At 61.8% G+C, this 20,070-nt stretch carries 17 protein-coding genes and 1 other RNA gene; 9 read left to right on the forward strand and 9 right to left on the reverse strand.

Annotated features, from left to right (window positions below; all coding sequences use genetic code 11):
- The first annotated feature begins 136 nt into the window (after positions 1-136).
- From BLT00_RS27650 to BLT00_RS27675, 6 genes are all read left to right on the forward strand, one after another.
- Positions 137-2,587 (forward strand): heavy metal translocating P-type ATPase, encoded by a 2,451-nt coding sequence (locus tag BLT00_RS27650; protein WP_092148434.1) that lies wholly within the window; start codon positions 137-139, stop codon positions 2,585-2,587.
- A gap of 24 nt (positions 2,588-2,611) precedes the next feature.
- On the forward strand, positions 2,612-2,830 hold the full coding sequence (ccoS, locus tag BLT00_RS27655; RefSeq protein WP_063322210.1) for a cbb3-type cytochrome oxidase assembly protein CcoS: 219 nt from the start codon (positions 2,612-2,614) through the stop codon (positions 2,828-2,830).
- Positions 2,823-3,506: a sulfite exporter TauE/SafE family protein gene (locus BLT00_RS27660; protein ID WP_063322211.1), complete on the forward strand. Its 684-nt coding sequence runs from the start codon at positions 2,823-2,825 to the stop codon at positions 3,504-3,506. The genes ccoS and BLT00_RS27660 overlap by 8 nt, the downstream gene beginning before the upstream one ends.
- Before the next feature lie 120 nt (positions 3,507-3,626).
- Entirely contained in the window at positions 3,627-5,009 is a 1,383-nt protein-coding gene (gene hemN / locus BLT00_RS27665; protein ID WP_092148436.1) for an oxygen-independent coproporphyrinogen III oxidase, read from the forward strand.
- 94 nt (positions 5,010-5,103) lie between these two features.
- Positions 5,104-5,838: a fumarate/nitrate reduction transcriptional regulator Fnr gene (gene fnr / locus BLT00_RS27670; protein ID WP_063322213.1), complete on the forward strand. Its 735-nt coding sequence runs from the start codon at positions 5,104-5,106 to the stop codon at positions 5,836-5,838.
- Positions 5,839-5,914: 76 nt separating this feature from the next.
- The gene (locus tag BLT00_RS27675; RefSeq protein ID WP_063322214.1) at positions 5,915-6,463 is read left to right on the forward strand and encodes an adenine phosphoribosyltransferase; all 549 of its coding nucleotides are present in this window, start codon (positions 5,915-5,917) and stop codon (positions 6,461-6,463) included.
- A 123-nt stretch (positions 6,464-6,586) separates the two neighbouring features.
- On the opposite strand, the gene recR is transcribed toward BLT00_RS27675, so the two are convergent.
- The 4 genes from recR to dnaX all read right to left on the reverse strand — a co-directional run bounded on the left by recR (position 6,587) and on the right by dnaX (position 11,044).
- A complete protein-coding gene (gene recR, locus BLT00_RS27680; protein WP_003199585.1) occupies positions 6,587-7,189 on the reverse strand; it encodes a recombination mediator RecR in 603 nt (200 codons plus the stop codon).
- A gap of 66 nt (positions 7,190-7,255) precedes the next feature.
- Positions 7,256-8,290: an NADP-dependent oxidoreductase gene (locus tag BLT00_RS27685; protein WP_092148439.1), complete on the reverse strand. Its 1,035-nt coding sequence runs from the start codon at positions 8,288-8,290 to the stop codon at positions 7,256-7,258.
- A 275-nt stretch (positions 8,291-8,565) separates the two neighbouring features.
- The gene (locus tag BLT00_RS27690; protein WP_003183512.1) at positions 8,566-8,904 is read right to left on the reverse strand and encodes a YbaB/EbfC family nucleoid-associated protein; all 339 of its coding nucleotides are present in this window, start codon (positions 8,902-8,904) and stop codon (positions 8,566-8,568) included.
- Positions 8,905-8,968: 64 nt separating this feature from the next.
- Positions 8,969-11,044: a DNA polymerase III subunit gamma/tau gene (gene dnaX / locus BLT00_RS27695; RefSeq protein WP_092148442.1), complete on the reverse strand. Its 2,076-nt coding sequence runs from the start codon at positions 11,042-11,044 to the stop codon at positions 8,969-8,971.
- Between the two features lie 143 nt (positions 11,045-11,187).
- Here dnaX and BLT00_RS27700 point away from each other — a divergent pair, with 143 nt between their 5' ends.
- On the forward strand, positions 11,188-11,958 hold the full coding sequence (locus BLT00_RS27700; protein ID WP_092148445.1) for a substrate-binding periplasmic protein: 771 nt from the start codon (positions 11,188-11,190) through the stop codon (positions 11,956-11,958).
- Here the strand turns inward: BLT00_RS27700 and BLT00_RS27705 are convergent.
- Positions 11,904-13,652, reverse strand: coding sequence for a putative bifunctional diguanylate cyclase/phosphodiesterase (locus BLT00_RS27705; RefSeq protein WP_092148448.1), 1,749 nt, complete (start codon positions 13,650-13,652; stop codon positions 11,904-11,906). The two genes, BLT00_RS27700 and BLT00_RS27705, sit on opposite strands and share 55 nt — an antisense overlap.
- A gap of 339 nt (positions 13,653-13,991) precedes the next feature.
- Between BLT00_RS27705 and BLT00_RS27710 the strand changes: the two genes are divergently transcribed.
- Entirely contained in the window at positions 13,992-14,306 is a 315-nt protein-coding gene (locus BLT00_RS27710) for a helix-turn-helix domain-containing protein (RefSeq protein WP_063322219.1), read from the forward strand.
- A gap of 211 nt (positions 14,307-14,517) precedes the next feature.
- Entirely contained in the window at positions 14,518-15,024 is a 507-nt protein-coding gene (locus BLT00_RS27715) for a DUF4823 domain-containing protein (protein ID WP_092148451.1), read from the forward strand.
- Between the two features lie 192 nt (positions 15,025-15,216).
- Here the strand turns inward: BLT00_RS27715 and ffs are convergent.
- The 4 genes from ffs to ligA all read right to left on the reverse strand — a co-directional run bounded on the left by ffs (position 15,217) and on the right by ligA (position 20,036).
- An RNA gene (gene ffs, locus BLT00_RS27720) (signal recognition particle sRNA small type) lies at positions 15,217-15,313 on the reverse strand.
- 454 nt (positions 15,314-15,767) lie between these two features.
- Positions 15,768-16,118 carry a hypothetical protein gene (locus BLT00_RS27725; protein WP_139199631.1) on the reverse strand — a complete coding sequence of 117 codons (351 nt, stop codon included), beginning with the start codon at positions 16,116-16,118 and terminating at the stop codon, positions 15,768-15,770.
- Between the two features lie 166 nt (positions 16,119-16,284).
- Positions 16,285-17,445, reverse strand: coding sequence for a zinc-binding metallopeptidase family protein (locus BLT00_RS27730; RefSeq protein ID WP_092148454.1), 1,161 nt, complete (start codon positions 17,443-17,445; stop codon positions 16,285-16,287).
- Between the two features lie 233 nt (positions 17,446-17,678).
- A complete protein-coding gene (ligA, locus tag BLT00_RS27735; RefSeq protein WP_092148457.1) occupies positions 17,679-20,036 on the reverse strand; it encodes an NAD-dependent DNA ligase LigA in 2,358 nt (785 codons plus the stop codon).
- Positions 20,037-20,070 lie beyond the last annotated feature (34 nt).

Raw genomic sequence — 20,070 nt, forward strand, 5'->3', positions numbered from 1 at the left:
AAGCGGCCCCGTTCGTCGTATGACCGGCTCACCCGATTACGACTGCTACGCAGCCGAGCGGGAGCAAGCTCCCTCGCCACAACAGCGCCCATAAACCAGCAAACGCCCCAGCCAAAAAGGCCTTCATGCGACAACCATGACCACTCCACAGCCCTGCTACCACTGCGCCCTGCCCGTCCCCCCTGGCAGTCGCTTCACCGCCGTTGTCCTCGGTGAAACCCGCGAGCTGTGCTGCCCGGGCTGCCAGGCGGTGGCCGAGGCCATTGTCGCCGGTGGCCTGGAAAGTTATTACCAGCATCGCAGCGAAGCGTCGGCCAACCCCGAATCCCTGCCCGTCCAGTTGACCGATGAACTGACACTGTACGATCGCCCAGACGTGCAGCAATCATTCGTGCGCCATGAAGGCGAACTGGCCGAAACCACCTTGTTGATGGAAGGCATCAGTTGCGCCGCCTGCGGCTGGTTGATCGAAAAGCAATTACGCAGCCTGCCGGCCGTGGCCGAGGCGCGGTTGAACCTGTCCAATCATCGCCTGCATGTACGTTGGGCCGACGCTCAACTGCCGCTGAGCACGCTGCTCACCGAATTGCGCCAGATCGGCTATGTCGCCCACCCGTACCAGGCCGACCAGGCCTGTGAACAACTCGCCGCACAAAACCGCCTGGCCCTGCGCCAATTGGGTGTGGCCGGTCTGTTGTGGTTCCAGGCGATGATGGCAACCATGGCCACCTGGCCGGAATTCAACATCGACCTCAGCCCGGAGATGCACACCATCCTGCGCTGGGTTGCCCTGTTCCTCACCACGCCCATCGTCTTCTATAGCTGCGCGCCGTTCTTCAAAGGCGCCATGCGCGACCTGCGCACCCGCCACCTGACCATGGACGTTTCCGTGTCCCTGGCCATCGGCAGCGCCTACGTTGCCGGGATCTGGACGTCAATTACCGGGGTCGGCGAGTTGTACTTCGACGCCGTAGGCATGTTTGCCCTCTTCCTGTTGGCCGGCCGTTACCTGGAACGCCGGGCCCGGGAGCGCACGGCCGCCGCCACCGCCCAACTGGTCAATCTGTTGCCGGCCTCGTGCCTGCGCCTGGAAAACAACGGCCAGAGCGAACGCATCCTGCTCAGCGAGTTGCGCACCGGCGACCGGGTATTGGTGCATCCAGGCGCGGTGCTGCCGGCCGATGGCAGGATCCTGGATGGCCAGTCCAGCATCGACGAATCGCTGCTGACCGGTGAATACCTGCCACAACCTCGCCAGGTGGGCGACGCCGTCACCGCCGGCACGCTGAACGTCGAAGGGGCCTTGACGGTCGAGGTGCTGGCCCTCGGGCAAGACACCCGATTGTCGGCCATCGTGCGGCTGCTGGAGCGGGCCCAGGCCGAAAAGCCACGGCTGGCGGAAATCGCCGACCGCGCGGCCCAATGGTTCTTGCTGTTCTCCTTGATCGCCGCTGCCGTCATCGGGCTGGTGTGGTGGCAACTGGACGCTTCGCGCGCGTTCTGGATCGTCCTGGCGATGCTGGTCGCCACCTGCCCTTGCGCGTTGTCCCTCGCCACGCCGACCGCCCTCACCGCCGCCACCGGCACCCTGCACAAACTCGGTCTGCTGCTGACGCGCGGTCATGTGCTGGAAGGCCTGAACCAGATCGACACGGTGATTTTCGACAAGACCGGCACCCTCACCGAAGGCCGCCTGGCGTTGCGCGCCATTCGGCCATTGGCGGCCCTCGACAGTGACCAATGCCTGGGCTTGGCCGCCGCCCTGGAAAACCGCTCCGAACACCCTATCGCCCGTGCCTTCGGCCGTGCGCCATTGGCTGCCGAACAGGTGCAAAGCACCCCGGGGCTGGGGCTGGAAGGTTTGGTGACCGAACAGCGCCTGCGCATCGGCCAGCCCGGTTTCGTCTGCGAACTGAGTGGCGTCGCCGTACCGCAAATGCCGGACGAACCCGGGCAATGGCTATTGCTGGGCGATGAGATCGGGCCCCTGGCCTGGTTCGTCCTCGATGACCGCTTGCGCGTCGATGCCCCGGCACTGCTGGCGGCCTGCAAGGCACGGGGCTGGCGGACGCTGCTGTTGTCGGGTGACAGTTCGCCCATGGTTGCCAGTGTCGCCGCCGAGCTGGGCATCGATGAGGCTCGCGGCGGGCTGCGCCCGGACGACAAACTGGCCGTGTTGCAGCAGTTGCATCAACAGGGCCGCAAGGTGCTGATGCTCGGCGATGGCGTGAACGACGTGCCCGTGCTGGCGGCGGCGGACATCAGTGTCGCCATGGGCTCGGCCACCGACCTGGCCAAGACCAGCGCCGACGCGGTGCTGCTGTCCAACCGCCTCGACGCCCTGATCCACGCCTTCAGCCTGGCCCGACGCACCCGCCGTGTGATCATCGAGAACCTGGTGTGGGCCGGGCTGTACAATGGCCTCATGTTGCCGTTCGCCGCCCTCGGCTGGATTACGCCGGTGTGGGCGGCGGTCGGCATGTCCATCAGTTCGTTGACCGTCGTGTTGAATGCGCTGAGGCTGACACGTCAGCCCAAGACGCAGGTTTTCGACACCACGCCCGATACCCGCCCGCTGCCGGCCTGAGCCGCACGGGCATGGAGTTCCGACATGCCAGCTCTCTACGTGATGATCCCGGCCGCGCTGCTGATCGTGGCCATCGCTGTGTACATTTTCTTCTGGGCCGTGGACAGCGGCCAGTACGACGACCTCGACGGTCCGGCCCACAGCATTCTGTTCGACGATCAGGACCCGAACCACAAGGCGGCGGTGGACGAAGCCAGTGGCGAGGCCCGCAAGCCGGACGACAAGGCTGGGCCCCATGCTTGACCTGGCACCCCTGTTGGTTTCGGCGGTCATCCTTGGCCTGCTCGGCGGCGGACACTGCCTGGGCATGTGCGGCGGCCTGATGGGCGCCCTGACCCTGGCGATTCCCAAGGAACAGCGCAGCCGGCGCTTTCGGTTGCTGCTGGCGTACAACCTGGGGCGGATCCTGAGCTACGCCACCGCCGGGTTGCTGATCGGCCTGGCCGGTTGGGCGGTGTCCAACAGCCCGGCGGCGATGATCATGCGGGTGCTGGCCGGCTTGCTGTTGATTGCCATGGGCTTGTACTTGGCGGGCTGGTGGAGCGGCCTGACCCGCATCGAAAGCATCGGTCGCGGCCTGTGGCGGCACATCCAACCCGTCGCCAACCGTTTGCTGCCCGTGTCGAGCCTGCCCCGGGCCTTGCTGCTCGGTGCGCTATGGGGCTGGCTGCCGTGCGGCTTGGTCTACAGCACCCTGTTGTGGTCCGCCAGCCAGGGCAATGCACTGGACAGCGCGTTGCTCATGCTCGCCTTCGGCCTGGGCACCTGGCCGGTGCTGCTCGCCACGGGCCTGGCCGCCGAACGCGTCACCGCCCTGCTGCGCAAACGCAGCGTGCGCATGGCCGGTGGCTTGTTGGTGATTATTTTCGGCGCATGGACACTGCCGGGGCCACATCAACATTGGCTCATGGGCCATTGACCAAGTCGCCCCCAATCGCGAGCATCGACAACTCCCAATGCCCCGTTGACGCAAATCAAAACGGCCACCCCCTCGCGCCCCTAGACTCGCCCCATGCCAGTCTATCCGGGGAATGCCCGCATGCTCGACACCATTTGTTGGGACTCAAATCTTATCCGCCGTTACGACCTGGCGGGACCACGCTACACCTCGTACCCCACTGCAGCGCAGTTCGGCAGCCAGGTGGGCACCTTCGACCTGCTCCATGCCCTGCGCGACAGCCGCAAGGCCCTGCGGCCGTTGTCGCTGTACGTGCACATACCGTTCTGCGCGAACATTTGCTACTACTGCGCCTGCAACAAAGTCATCACCAAGGACCGCGGTCGTGCCCACGCCTACCTGCAACGCCTGGAGCAGGAAATCCAACTGATCGGCTGTCACCTGAACCCCACCCAGCGCGTGGAACAGTTGCACTTTGGCGGCGGTACCCCGACGTTCCTCAGCCACGACGAACTGCGCCAACTGATGGCCAAGCTGCGCCTGCACCTGAACTTGCTGGACGACGATTCCGGTGACTACGGCATCGAAATCGACCCCAGGGAAGCCGACTGGTCGACCATGGGCCTGTTGCGCGAACTGGGTTTCAACCGGGTCAGTATCGGCCTGCAAGACCTTGATCCAGCGGTGCAGCGGGCCGTCAATCGCCTGCAAAGTCTCGAGGAAACCCGCGCAGTGGTCGAAGCCGCCCGGACCTTGCAGTTCCGTTCGATCAATATTGATCTGATTTATGGGCTGCCCAAGCAGACCCCGGAAAACTTCGCCCGCACGGTCCAGGAAGTCATCCATCTGCAACCGGACCGGCTCTCGGTGTTCAACTACGCCCACCTGCCGGAACGCTTCATGCCCCAGCGGCGCATCAACAGCCAGGACTTGCCGACCCCGGAGCAGAAACTGGCAATGCTGCAAGGCACCATCGAACAACTGACCACCGCCGGTTACCGCTATGTCGGCATGGACCACTTCGCCCTGCCCGACGACGAACTGGCAATCGCTCAGGAAGAGGCTACGTTGCAGCGCAACTTCCAGGGCTACACCACCCATGGCCATTGCGACCTGATCGGCCTTGGCGTGTCAGCCATCAGCCAGATCGGCGATTTGTACTGCCAGAACAGCAGTGATCTGAGCCATTACCAGAACACCCTCGCCGACGGGCAATTGGCGACCAGTCGCGGGCTGATCTGCAACGCTGACGACCGGCTGCGGCGCGCGGTGATCCAGCAATTGATCTGCCATTTCCACCTGCCCTTCGCCGAGATCGAGCAAACCTTCAACATCGATTTTCGCGGTTACTTCGCCCCGCAATGGCCGCAATTGCGGGCCATGGCCGCGGATGGGCTGATCGAGCTGGATGACACCCACATCCGGGTATTGCCCGCCGGGCGCCTGCTGGTTCGGTCCGTGTGCATGGTGTTCGATGCCTATTTGGAGCAGCACAACCGACAGCGCTTCTCCCGCGTTATTTGAGCGCGACAATTTGACGACGAAACCGCACTGGCCGGAGTGCCATCTCTGGGGTACCCTTACGCCTTATGCGTGATTTCCCACAAGGATTTAAGAAATGTCCGAGCCAGTCAAACTGCGCGCCCACAACCAGGCCCATTGCAAGGATTGCAGCCTGGCCCCCCTCTGCCTGCCGCTTTCGCTGAACCTTGAGGACATGGACGCGCTGGACGACATCGTCAAACGGGGCCGACCGTTGAAAAAAGGCGAGTTCCTGTTTCGCCAGGGCGACGCCTTCGACTCTGTCTACGCCGTGCGCTCGGGCGCCTTGAAGACCTTTAACCTGAGCGATGGCGGCGAAGAACAGCTCACCGGCTTCCACCTGCCCAGCGAACTGGTGGGCCTGTCCGGCATGGACACCGAGTCCCACCCGGTCTCGGCCCAGGCGCTGGAAACCACCTCGGTGTGCGAAATTCCCTTCGATCGCCTGGACGAGCTGGCCATACAGCTGCCGCAACTGCGCCGCCAGTTGATGCGGGTCATGAGCCGGGAAATCCGTGACGATCAGCAGATGATGCTGCTGCTCTCGAAAAAAACCGCCGACGAGCGTATCGCCACATTCCTGGTCAACCTCTCGGCACGCTTCCGCGCTCGTGGGTTCTCGGCCAACCAGTTCCGCTTGAGCATGTCGCGCAACGAAATCGGCAACTACCTGGGCCTGGCGGTGGAAACCGTGTCCCGGGTGTTCACCCGCTTCCAACAGAACGAGTTGATTGCCGCCGAAGGCAAGGAAATCCACATTCTCGACCCGATCCAGCTCTGCGCCCTGGCCGGCGGCTCGATCGACGGCTGATGAACCTGCGCGGCTGAGGGATTTGCCTCGCCGCGCTATACTGCCGCGTTTGCAGCCCTGCCAGGACACCTCCACGATGGTCTTCGACTCCTTCGATATCAAATCCCTGATCCGCCCCGTGATCGATTTCCCCAAGCCCGGCGTGATCTTTCGCGACATTACCCCACTCTTCCAATCCCCGACCGCCCTGCGCCTGGTCATGGACAGTTTCGCCCACCGGTACGTCGAGGCCGAGTTCACTCACATTGGCGCGATGGATGCGCGGGGTTTCCTGATTGGCTCGATCCTGGCCTATCAGCTGAACAAGCCGCTGATCCTGTTTCGCAAGCAAGGCAAGCTGCCGGCCGATGTGCTGGCCGAGGGTTACCAGACCGAATACGGCGAAGCCTTCCTTGAAGTGCACGCCGATAGCTTGTGCGAGGGTGATTCGGTGGTGATGTTCGATGACCTGATCGCCACTGGCGGCACGCTGATCGCCGCTGCCAACCTGATCCGCCGTATGGGCGCCAAGGTCCACGAAGCCGCAGCGATCATCGACCTGCCGGAGCTGCTCGGCTCCCAGCGCCTGGAAGACATGGGGATTCCCACGTTCTGCCTGACGCAGTTCTCGCTCAGCGAAAGGTAATTGGCAGGCAACAATCGAACCTGTGGGAGCGAGCTTGCTCGATGGCGATTTATCAGTCGCATGGATATTGACTGATCCACCGCTATCGCGAGCAAGCTCGCTCCCACAGGTACTGTGTAGCCGCTACAACGCGATTGGCTTGCGCCCGGCAAACGAATGCGCCAGTGTCCCGCCATCCACCAATTCAAGCTCCCCACCCAGCGGCACGCCGTGGGCGATGCGCGAGGCGATCAAGCCTTTGTTGTTGAGCAGTTGGGCAATGTAATGGGCGGTGGCTTCGCCTTCGACCGTCGGGTTCGTAGCGAGAATGACTTCCGTGAACGTACCCGCCTCTTCGATCCGCGCGATCAACTGTGGAATGCCGATGGCTTCAGGCCCCAAGCCGTCGAGCGGTGACAAATGGCCCTTGAGCACGAAATAACGGCCACGAAAACCGGTCTGCTCTACCGCATACACATCCATCGGCCCTTCCACCACGCAAAGCAGGCTGTCGTCCCGACGCGGATCGGCACATTGTGGACAGAGATCGTCTTCGGTGAGGGTGCGGCATAACCGGCAATGCCCTACGCCTTCCATGGCCTGGCTCAGGGCCTGGGCCAGGCGCGAACCGCCGCTGCGATCACGCTCGAGCAATTGCAACGCCATGCGCTGGGCAGTTTTCTGACCTACACCCGGCAACGTTCGCAGGGCATCGATCAGTTGGCGAATCAAAGGGCTGAAGCTCATGGAGGAAATGTCCGACATAACAACGAGACGCGGTTTATACCCGCGCCTCCGATTAGCGTCAAATACTCAATCCTGCGCGACCCGCACCACCAACTTGCCAAAGTTGCGCCCCTCCAACAACCCGATAAACGCCTGTGGCGCATTCTCAAGGCCATCGACCAGGTCTTCACGGAACTTGACCTTGCCATCGCGCACCCAAGGGGCCATGGCACTGATGAACTCGGGCTGACGGTCGCCGTAGTCATCGAACACAATAAACCCCTGGATCCGCACGCGCTTGTTAAGCAACGTGCGCTGCAACTGCGGCAAGCGATCCGGGCCGCTCGGCGCTTGATGATCGTTGTAGGAAGCGATCAGGCCACAGAGCGGGATTCGCGCCTTGGCGTTGAGCAGCGGCACGACGGCATCGAAAACCTTGCCACCGACGTTTTCGTAATAGATGTCGATGCCCTTGTCGCAAGCGTGCGCCAGCTCCTCGGCAAAACGTGCGCTCTTGTGATCGACACAGGCGTCAAATCCCAGCTCGTCGACCACGTACTTGCATTTCTCGCGGCCACCCGCGACGCCGACGACGCGCAGGCCCTTGATCTTCGCCACCTGGCCGACCACCGAGCCCACCGCACCCGAGGCCGCTGCGACCACCAGGGTCTCCCCGGCCTTGGGTTGGCCGATGTCCATCAGCCCCATGTAAGCGGTCATGCCCGGCATGCCCAGCACACCCAAGGCCATCGACGGGCTCGCAAGCCCCGAGGGGATGGGCATCACGTTGCGCCCGTCGCTGATGCTGTGGCTCTGCCAACCGGTGGCCCCCACCACCAGATCACCCTCCTGGAATTTCGGGTGCATCGAGCGCTCCACGCGGCTGACGGCGCCACCGGTCATCACCTCGTCGATTTTTACCGGAGCAGCGTAGGAAGGCGCGTCACTCATTCGCCCGCGCATGTAAGGGTCCAGCGACAGGAACTGCGTCTTGAGCAGGATCTGCCCTTGCGCCAGCTCCGGCAGCGTCACGTGCTCCAGGCGGAAATTCTCCGCGGTCGGGGCGCCGTGGGGGCGGGAGGCAAGGACGATGCGCTGGCTGGAGGTCGATGCTTGTGACATGGAAGCGTCTCCTTGATCGTTGAGTGGCACGTATAGGGAGCAGACCATTGCCGAGGGGGTGGCGTTCGATGTTTGTTCAGCGGGCACCTGTGGGAGCAAGGCTTGCCCGCGATACAGAGACCTCGGTGTGTCGGAGCGGCGCGTCATCGTTCATCGCGGGCAAGCCTTGCTCCCACAGGTATGATTTCTACCACCGCTCGCGCCTATGACAGAAACAAAAATGCCAGGCGCGATGCCTGGCATTGTGTGTAGCCCATCCCGACCGGGATGGCGAATCAGAACGGCAGTTTCATGCCCGGCGGCAGTTGCATGCCGGCCGTCATGCCAGACATCTTGTCCTGGCTGTTGGCTTCGATCTTGCGCACCGCGTCATTGACGGCGGCGGCGAACAGGGCTTCGAGCATTTCCTTGTCGTCTTCGCTCAGGCCTTCGACCACGCTTGGGTCGATGCTGACGCGCTTGATGTCGTGGCGACCGGTCATGACCACGGTCACCATGTCGCCGCCGGACTTGCCGGTGACTTCGGCGTTGGCCAGTTCTTCCTGCATCTTGGCCATTTTTTCCTGCATCTGCTGCGCCTGCTTCATCAGGCCGGCCATGCCACCTTTCATCATGGGAATCACCTCGAAAGTACTTGGATAAACAACGCACCCGGCCCGTTCGGCCCGGTGCCTTCAGTTATGAGCCCTGGGTGACCGGGGCCTCGACAGGTTCGATAGTATCGTGACGGACCACGGCGCCGAACTGTTGCATCATCTGCTGGATGAATGGATCACCGTGGATCGACTCCTCGGCTTCGCGCTGACGGTCGGCACGGCGCCGGGACGCGGCCTGGGCCGGGGTCTCCTGCTCGGGCTTGATCAGCTCGATGGTCAGCGTCAGGGTGCGCTGGTGGTACTGGTTCAGCGCATCGTTGAGGCGGCGCTGCTGGGTCGCGTTGAATAGCGCGCTGTGGGCCGGGTCCAGGTGCAGCAGCCAGTGGTCGCCCTCCACGGCCATCAGCGTGCAGTTGGCGGCGATGCTGCCGGTCATGCCGCTGATCGGCAGCTTAGGGAACAGCTCCAGCCATTGCAGGGCCAGCCCGGTGGCTGGCATCGCCGCGGGTTCCGGCTCGGGCTCCGGGGCCGGCTCAGCGGCGTGCTCGCTGGCCAGGTCGTCCAGGTAGCTGTAGGCCGAATCCAGGTCTGGCTCGATGTAATCCTCGTCCAGCGGCGGTTCGTCATCCTGATCGATGCCTGGCGTGGCGACATCGACGTCGGCCACTGTCGGTTCGGGCACCGGCGCGGCGACCCACTCAGGCGCATCGGGCACTACGCTGTCGGGCGTCGGCAAAGGCATCGGCGGCAACTCGGGCTGCTCGGCGATGGTCTCCAGGACCGGTTCCACGGCAGGTTGCTGGACAACCTCGGGCTCGATCGGATCGTTCCAGGGCAGATCGACAACGGCTTCGGCGACCGGTTCGGGCAGCGCCTCGACGATCGGTTCAGGTTCTGGCTCAGGGGCCGCGACAACGGGTGTCGGGGTCGCTGGTGCCACAGGTGCCGACGCTACCGGAGCCGAAGCCACTGCCGGCGCAACGACGGGCGCGGCAGCCACTGGCTTGGCGGAATCAGCTGTGGCCTGGCTGATCCCCACTGGCTTTAGCGCTTGCCTCGGGGCATCCGCTGTGTCGGCTGGCCGGAACGCCAGCATCCGCAGCAGGACCATTTCGAAGCCGCCGCGCGGATCGGGGGCCAGGGGCAGGTCGCGACGGCCGATCAGGCCCATCTGGTAATAGAACTGCACGTCTTCGGCCGGCAGCGCCTGGGCCAGGGCCAGAACGCGATCACGATCGCCATGGCCGTTGTCGACGCCTTCGGGCAGGGCCTGGGCAATGGCGACGCGGTGCAGCACGTTGAGGATTTCCGAGAGTACGCCATTCCAGTCCGGCCCCTGCTCGGCCAGGTGACGCACCGCCTCGAGCAGCGCCTTGGCATCGCCTTCGATCAGCGCATGTAAAACGTCATAGACCTGGCCGTGGTCGAGGGTGCCGAGCATGGCCCGGACATCGGCGGCCATGACCTTGCCTTCACCGAAAGCGATGGCCTGGTCGGTCAGGCTCATGGCGTCGCGCATCGAACCATCGGCGGCGCGACCCAGCAACCACAGCGCATCGTCCTCGAAGGGCACGTTCTCGACGCCCAGTACGTGGGTCAGGTGCTCGACGACCCGTTCCGGCGTCATGTTCTTGAGGGAGAACTGCAGGCACCGCGACAAAATCGTTGCAGGAAGTTTCTGCGGGTCGGTGGTCGCCAGGATGAACTTGACGTAGGGCGGCGGCTCCTCAAGGGTCTTGAGCAGCGCATTGAAGGAATGGCTGGAGAGCATGTGCACTTCGTCGATCAGGTAGACCTTGAAGCGCCCACGGCTCGGCGCGTACTGCACGTTGTCGAGCAGCTCGCGGGTGTCTTCGACCTTGGTGCGGCTGGCGGCGTCGATCTCGATCAGGTCGACGAAACGGCCCTCGTCGATTTCCCGGCAGACCGAGCACTCGCCGCAAGGCGTGGAGGTGATGCCGGTTTCACAGTTCAGGCACTTGGCGATGATCCGTGCGATGGTGGTCTTGCCCACGCCACGGGTACCCGTGAACAGGTAGGCATGGTGCAGCCGCTGGCTGTCCAAGGCATTGATCAGAGCCTTGAGCACATGGGTCTGGCCGACCATTTCGCGGAACGAGCGCGGACGCCATTTACGTGCAAGAACCTGATAACTCATCGAAAACCGTCGCAACGAAGGAACATAAGCGGCTAATGCTAGCGGAGCAGGGGCGAAATTGCATCCGGTGTGCTCGTCTAATCTGACTAAGATGGGATCAGGGACTCGGTTGTCGACGCGGTTTTGCACAGTCAGGAGAGTTTATGCGCTCAGCCATGGGGGCTTTGCTGTTGTTGGGGACAGGTTGTCTTGCTGATGAAGTACCTTTGCGTTTTGCCGTTACCGACGGCTGGGCGATGCCCATGGTGCAGATCGAACGGGGTCGCCCGACCCAGGGCATCCTTCCCGATGTAATGACCAGCCTGGCGACCCAGATGGGACTGCCAGCGCAATTCCACGTCCTGTCCCGCGCCCGGCTGGACAGCGCCATGAAACACGGCGAGATCGACGTACGTTGCTATGTCAGCCCTGAATGGGTGAGTGATGGCGGCGATTATCTGTGGAGCATCCCATTGTTTTTCCAACGCGACCTGCTCGTTGCCACGGCAAACGCACCTGCGGCAGTAACACCGGCAACGCTGGCGCACCAGGCCATAGGCACGGTGCTCAGCTATACCTACCCGACCTTGCAACCCTTGTTCAACAGCGGCCAACTGCGCCGAGACGATGCTCGCAGCCAGGAGCAAGTGCTGGCGAAACTGCTGGCAGGCCGCTATAGCTATGCGGTCAGCAACCAATGGGCACTGGACTGGTTCAATCAACGCCATCCGGCGGATCGACAACTCCGTGCCGTGGCTGTGCTTCAGGAACAGCAGTTGAGCTGTTACGTGCGCAACGATCCGGACATTCCAGCGCAACGCATCCTGAGAACCTTGCTGAACATGAAGACGTCCGGGGAAATCGACGCGATCATCCAGCTTTACACTGGCCGCAGTGATGCATCGCAGGCCAGGAGAGAGGCACCCTCCCCCTGATCGCCTGGCCGCTGCTGCCATTGCGACGGCGGGATGAAGCCCTGCACCCAGCCGGGTATCCGTTCGGGCGGCATGGGCCGTGCGATGAAATAACCTTGTGCCACCTCACAGCCCAGGCTCAACAGCAGTTGGCCGTGCTCAAGGCTGTCCAGCCCTTCGGCGACCACCTCACGGCCAAACGCCCGAGCCAGGCCGATCACCGCTTTGGTCAGTGCCAGGTCGTCGCGGTCATGGAGGATGTCGCGGACAAAGGTCTTGTCGATCTTGATGGCTTGCGTGCGCAGGTGCTTGAGATCATTGAGCGAGCAGTAGCCCGTGCCGAACCCACCCAGCGAAAACCCCACGCCCAAGGCATGGCAGGCCTGGAGGCAAGCGCTGACGTGGGCAAGGTTCTCCACCGCGACCGATTCGACAATCTGCAGATCCAACAGGCATGGCGGTACCGCCGGATGCCGCTCCAACACCTGTCGCAGCCGCTCGACAAAATCCGCTCGCTGGAAATGCCGCGCCGAGATATTGATGCTCACCGGCCAGCCCTGCCCCGCTTGCAGCCATTGCTGCAACTGGGTCAATACCTGCTCCATGACCCACTCGCCGATCTCGACGATCAGGTCGGTCTCTTCCACCAGCGGCAGGAACTCCCGAGGCGGCACCAGGCCACGTTGCGGATGCTTCCAGCGCAGCAGCGCCTCCAGGCCGACCACGGTGCCGTGGCGCATGTTGACCTTGGGCTGGAAATGCAGCCGCAACTCATTGCCGGCCAGCGCCTGGCGGACCCGCTCGACGGTCTGGTAAGTGGCTCGCACTTCCTTGTCCCGGGACACATCGAACAAATGGAAACGATTGCGACCGCTTTGCTTGGCCACGTACATCGCCTGGTCGGCATGACGCAACAAGGTCTCGGCGTCTTCGTTATCCCAAGGAAACAATGTGACGCCAATGCTGGCGAAGACCTTGATGCCCTTCCCGTCAATGCCATACGGCATGGAAACAGCGATCAACACCCGGCTCAACGCGGCGTGCAACTCATCCATCCCACGCACATGGCGCAGCACCAGCACGAACTCGTCCCCACCCAGCCGCGCCACCACATCCTCGCCCCGCACGATACTGCGCAGGCGCCTGGCGACCTCCACCAGCAGCCGATCGCCACTGGCGTGGCCGTAGCCGTCATTGACCGCCTTGAAGCCATCGAGGTCGAGCATGCACACCGCCAGGGGCAAGTTTTCCGCACGAGAAAACTCCAGGGCCTGGTCCAGCAGATCGGACAGATAAGTGCGATTGGGCAACCCGGTCAGCACATCGTGACCAACCCGCCATTGCAGGGAATGCAGCAGGCGACGCTTTTCGCTGACATCGAAGCGAATCGCCAGGTAGCGTTCGACTTGTCCTGTATCGTCATCGATCACTGGCACCAGGGTGGTGTCGACCCAGTGCAACGTTCCGTCCTTGGCCCGGTTACAGATTTCCCCTTTCCAGACCTGGCCCAGGGCAATGGTGCGCCACATGGCGCCGAAGAATTCGTCAGGGTGCTGGCCGGAATTGAGCAGGCGATGGTTCACACCCAGCAACTCATCGCGCCGGTAACCAAAAAGGCTGCAAAATTGATCGTTGACGTAGGTGATGCGCCCGCTCAGATCGGTTTCGGAAAAAATCGCGGCGGCGTCAACGGCTCTGCGGTACTTCTTATCCATCGAAGCAGTCATCCATGAGTCAGGCTCATTTGTCGCGCGCGGTTGCACCGCCTTCAAGACAGGCGAAAATCAACTAGGCTCAAACACTTTGAGAGAAGCTGGAGCGCGGGCCCTGGCGGTACTAAGGGAGCGCTTCAGCCCTTGCCGAGTATCGCGGCAAGAAACGCAAGGCCCGGTCTCTGCACACGCCCCCGGCTTCTGAAGCAGGTCGCCAAATACCCGTGCCAAAGGCCGATTCTACGAAACACATCACACTTTGCAAAGCAAGGTGATGGATCACGCGGTTGTCTAATGCGAAAATCTATCGTTAAGTTCTTGATTCTAAATGGGAATTAAGCGATGCAAATTTCAAGTTTGGGTCCAGCCATCAGACGCTACCGCAAAGTAGCGGGGCTTACTCAGGCTGAACTTGGCGAAAAAACCGGTTTTGACCCCAAAACCATCAGCCGCTTCGAAACCGGCACCTACACCCCCAGCGTCGAAGCCTTGTTCCTGCTTGCCAATGTGCTGGATGTACAACTGAAAGCCTTTTTTGCCGACATGGGCGATGAGGACGAACAGCGGGCCTATCTGTTCGGTGTCATACACAGAGCCACGCCGAAGGATCTGGGAAAACTGATCGCTGCGGTTGACCAGGCCTTGTCCAAGCCTTGATGCGCAGATGAGATAGAAGCCGGGGCTGTCGATGGGAGACAGACCGGGGTTCCCTTTGGCGTTTGTTTGCCCTGCCCTTCCAATTCCGAGGGTGACGCAAGACAGAATGTCACATTGACATCTTTCGCCACGAACCTCGACTATCAACGCGCTGATTCCGCGTCCCTATGACGCCCATGACTCGTCGACACAATAAATCCAAGGGGACACAGTGCATAAATTTTCGGTCATTCTTGTCTCGATACTCGCCACCGGTTGCACCGCCAAATACGCTCAGCAAGACGTATTCTCCAACCAGGCAAAACTTGATAGGCAAATGCCCGTCACCGTCGCCACACCGGTCGACGGCAGCTACGAAACAACGCCCTACCCTGCATCCGGCGATATGACAGCTGCCGCCGTTAAAACAGCTTTCTCTTATTACACCAACCGTGTGACGGTAATAGCCGCGTGCCGTGAATTGAGCTGCCTGAGACAGAGCAGCCCTTCGGGTTACTACGTCATCCCAGAAATCCTGCACTGGGAAGAACGCGCCACAGAATGGTCGGGGCTCCCCGACAAGATTGCAGTAAAACTCGCCATTTATGGTCCGACAGGAGAGCAGCCACTGGGGTCTGCGGTCCTGTCCGGCAAAAGCAAATGGGCGACCTTTGGCGGGGACCATCCACAGGATTTGCTACATGAGCCGATTGCTGAATATGTTAAAGCTCAATACTGATCCAATCGGCCTGCGATAGGAGCTCGGTCCGTCGAGCAGTCCGGACCAGACCTCTCCTTCAGCACTCGTTTGCCCTGGCCGCAGCAAAATCCGGAAAGCAGGACGCAACGATCGATATCGATCAGCAAAATAAAACTAATGGTTGGAATTTGGCAAACCTTGCGAACGAAGGCTTGGGCGTTATGGAGGCAACCCCACCAGCCACACCCCGGCACACAATGTTCCCGCTGTGGCTGCTTCCTTCCGGATCTGACCAGGTTCACGGGTAATCGTTGCGGGGGGACCGATGGGGTCACCATAACGACGCCCGCCTGACGGCGAGCCGCGCCATTGTACCTATCTGGCAAGAAGTTACAACCGTTCGTGCCGGATTAAAAAACTGAAGATGTTCAAGCACTTGCTGTAGGCGCAAAGCTTACCCGCGAAGGCCTCGGCACATTCGACATGGATACAAGCTGACCTACCGCTTTTACGAGCGAGCCCGCCCCCACAGGGAATCGGTGGGGACACCGAAACGGTGAACACCCGAGGGCCCGTGTGTGCGGGCTTGCTCGCGAAGGCGTCGGCACATTCAATATGAGTGCTTGAACTAACATTCCCAAATGATTATCGATGCTAAACCTCAGCAACAGCTAGACCCAAAGACTATTGGTCATTCTTCTTTCGCTGACAGATTTAATATTCTGACAAAGGCCATGACAGCCACTAAAAATAGCGGACGTTATTACTTGGCCACCCTCTAATCATGACGAGGTATTACAAACCACCGCCGGGCAGAACGGTCCATATTCACCATTAAGCGCCTGGGCCCGAACTTGAACATTGAAGTACACCGGCCTGGAGCCACCACTGACGCCTATTTCATGGCGGTACCAACCACGATGGTCCGGCCGGACAGTGGTGGCGGGGACAAACTGCCCCTGCCCAGTAGACACGGCAGTCACTCTGAACGTATGAGCGGCAATCTGGTCGGGGCAGACGTTATCCGAGATTTGCCAGGCCAATATAATGGTGTAAGTGCTTTGTCCGGCCTGGGATAGCCTCCGGGGCGCATTGGGAATGGTCGTCGCCTTATCCATCTGATCGTGTTTCATAAAATTTTCCATAATAAATATAGCCATCATCCATGGCGGCCTTAGGGTAAAGGAAAGCTAGGATATAAAACCACTGTCAAAACAAATGGCATCACTTTAACTTCGCCCAGCCTCTTATCGAGAGTCAACTCTGTATCTGGCGAGCAAAACTTCCTGCGTGAGCAAACTACAACAGCACCCCATCCGCCCTACCACCCTCCTCCTGGATCACCAGATGGATGAAGTGCAGCTTGGTAATCACCGCGGCCGGTACGACGAATGGGTAGAAATCCGGCTGGCCCATGCTGCGGGACAGTTCGTTGAGCATGCCGGCCAGTTCGATCCAGGCGTTGACGAACGAGAGGAAGGCCGCACCGCCAGCGTGCCCGGAATCGTATAGGGTTTCGGGCGGGAACGGCTGGTAGTCGAAATCCATTTCCCGGGCGCTCATACCGAACCCCAGGGCGGTGTCCACCGCGTCCATCATGTGCAGGTAATGGGCCCAGGTTTCCGCCCAGTCCTCCCACGGGTGCATGGTGGCATAGGCGCTGACGTAGCGGGTTTGCCAGTCCAGCGGCGCGCCTTGCTGGTAGTGCTGCTCCAGGGCGTCGGCGTAGCTGGCGCGCTCATCGCCGAACAGCTCGCGAAAAGCCCCGAGCCAGTGGCTGTTGGCGACCAGTCGGTCCCAGTAGTAGTGCCCCACCTCATGCCGGAAATGCCCGAGCAAGGTGCGATACGGCTCGCGCATCTGCTGGCGCACGTATTCGCGATGGGCATCGTCAGCTTCCTTGATGTCGAGGGTGATCAGCCCGCTGGCGTGACCGGTGGTGGGTGGCGTGCCGTCGGGGTCGACACCGATGAAATCAAACGCCAAGCCGATGTTTTCGTCGACGGTTTTCGGGATGACCGGCAAGCCGAGAGTAATCAGTTGCGCGACCAGTCGACGCTTGGCGGTCTCGACCTTGCGCCAGCGTTCTGGGTTTTCCGGGATCGACAGGTCGGGAATGGTGCGGTTCAGGCTACAGGCGACGCACAGGGTGTCGTGCCCATTGTCCGGCAGCAGCCAATTACAGGCCGCCGCAGTGTCGAGGTTGGCGCAACGGCGAAACAGCCCGGCTTGGGGATCAACGTCCAGCGTCCAGGTCCCGGCTTGCTCGCCAGGTTGCAAGGACGTCAGGCGACTCTGCTCAGGTTGATAACCCAGCGCCGCCAGGCAGGCCAGGCATTGGCTATTGCGAAAAAACAACGACTGGCCACAGCGGCACGGCCAGACCTTGCTGTTACGTGACCGATCGCCCAGGAACGGCGCGGCGATGCGTGAGCTCAGTTGTTCGAAGAAGCGGTGCATGGCGATCTCTCCCTGGGGCCTGCAAGACTAGATCACCCTGTATCCATGATCGTTCCCACGCGTTGCGTCATAGTGCCCGATAAACCGTGGCGAGGGAGCATGCTCCCGCTGGGTGGCGCAGCCGCCCCAATCGGAACGACGCAACCTTCCCAGACGGACCGCGTCAGGAGGTTTTACGACGGCTGCGCCGCCGAGCGGGAGCAAGCTGCCTCGCCACAGCGGCGCCCTCACGATTAAACCGTGATGCCATGCTTGCTCAAGAAAGCCACGAACGCCTCTTCATCCAGCACCTTGAGCCCCAGCTCATTGGCCTTGGTCAATTTCGACCCGGCGCCCGGCCCCGCCACCACGCAGTGGGTTTTCGCCGACACCGAACCGGCGACCTTCGCCCCCAGGCTCTCCAGCTTGTCCTTGGCGACGTCGCGACTCATCAACTCCAGCGAACCGGTCAGCACCCAGGTATGCCCCGCCTCGGGCAAGCCTTCGACGACCTTCTTCTCGCTCTGCCAGTGCATACCGAAGTCGCGCAACTGTCGTTCCGCTGCCTCGGCCTGCTGACGGTTGCTGGCATTGGCGAAGAACTCGCGCACGGCGTTGGCCTGCTTTTCCGGCAACGCCTGGCGCATGTCAAGCCAGTCGGCATTCATCACCGCTTCGAGTGAACCGAACTTGTCTGCCAGTTTCTGCGCCCCGCCCGGCCCAACCGAGGGGATGTCCAGTTTGTCGAGAAAGCCGCCCAGGGTTGTGCTGGCGGAGAACTCGGCGCCCAACTCGCCTTGGTCCTGGATCTCGAGACCGTGGCGCAGCAGGTCCTTGATCACCTGGCGGTTGTGTGGGTCTTCGAAGAAGCTGTGGATCTCGTGGGCCACTTCCAGGCCGACGTCGGGCAAGTAGGTGAGCACCTGGGGCAAAGCCGCTTGTACGCGCTCCAGCGAACCAAGAGAGCGAGCCAGGACCTTGGCGGTTTCCTCGCCCACGTCCGGGATGCCGAGGGCGTAGATAAAACGCGCCAGGCTCGGTTTTTTGCTGTCGACAATGGCCGCCAGCAGGTTCTTGCTCGACAGTTCGGCGAAACCCTCCAGGTCGACCACCTGCTCGAAGGTCAGGGCATACAGGTCGGCGGGCGAACCCACCAGGCCCTCGTCCACCAGTTGCTCGACACTCTTCTCGCCCAGACCTTCGATGTCCATGGCCCGGCGCGAGACGAAGTGAATGATCGCCTGCTTGAGCTGCGCGCCACAGGCCAGGCGACCGACGCAGCGATACACCGCGCCTTCGCTGATAGTTTCACGGCCCTTGCTGCGCTTGATCAGTTGCGTGCGCTCGACATGGGAGCCGCACACCGGGCACTGCTGTGGGATCGCGACCGGACGAGCATGCTCCGGCCGACGTTCGGTGATCACCTGCACCACTTGCGGAATCACATCCCCGGCGCGGCGGATGATCACCGTGTCGCCGATCATCAGGCCCAGACGCGCCACTTCGTCCATGTTGTGCAACGTGGCGTTGGCCACGGTCACGCCAGCGACCTTGACCGGCTTGAGGCGCGCCACGGGCGTCACGGCGCCAGTGCGACCGACCTGAAACTCAACGTCCAGCAACTCGGTGAGCTCTTCAGAGGCCGGGAATTTATGAGCGATGGCCCAGCGTGGTTCCCGGGCGCGGAAACCCAGTTCGCGTTGGGAGGCGATACTGTTGACCTTGAACACCACCCCGTCGATCTCATAAGGCAACGCGTTGCGTCGCTCGCCGATGTCGCGGTAGTAATCCAGGCATTCGTCAATACCATGGGCCAGCTTCAATTCACGGCTGATGGGCAGGCCCCAGGCCTTGAGTTGCTTGAGATTGCCGATGTGGGTATCGGCAATGTCCGTGGTCACCTGGCCGATACCGTAGCAGCAGAATTCCAGCGGGCGGTTGGCGGTGATCTTGGAATCCAACTGGCGCAGGCTCCCCGCCGCCGCGTTGCGCGGGTTGGCGAAGGTCTTGCCACCCGCTTCCAGTTGCGTAGCGTTGAGGCGCTCGAAACCGGCCTTGGACATGTACACCTCGCCGCGCACTTCCAGCAGTGGCGGCCAGCCACTGCCCTGCAACTTAAGGGGGATGTTGCGCACGGTACGCACATTGACGCTGATGTCCTCGCCCGTGGTGCCATCACCGCGCGTGGCTCCGCGCACCAGCAGGCCGTCCTGATACAACAGGCTGACCGCCAAGCCATCGAGCTTCGGCTCGCAGCTGTATTCAACCGCCGCGCCACCGCCCAGCAAATCGCCCATGGGCAGGTCGAGGCCTTCAGTCACCCGCCGGTCGAACTCGCGCATGGTGGTTTCGTCGAAGGCGTTGCCCAGGCTGAGCATCGGGATCTCGTGACGCACCTGGCTGAACGCCGACAGCGCCATGCTGCCGACGCGCTGGGTCGGGGAATCGCTGGTCACCAGCTCCGGGTGCTGCTCTTCCAGGGCCTTGAGTTCGTGAAACAGACGGTCGTATTCGGCATCGGGGATGCTCGGCTCGTCGAGGACATGGTAACGATAGTTGTGCTGATCCAACTCGGTACGCAGCTGTTGGATGCGGGTTTCGACGGCGTTCATGGGTGTTCTCTCATAAAGCAAAAGAGCAGCCTAG

The sequence above is a fragment of the Pseudomonas sp. NFACC51 genome (genome assembly GCF_900103575.1).
Taxonomy (GTDB): domain Bacteria; phylum Pseudomonadota; class Gammaproteobacteria; order Pseudomonadales; family Pseudomonadaceae; genus Aquipseudomonas; species Aquipseudomonas fluorescens_Q.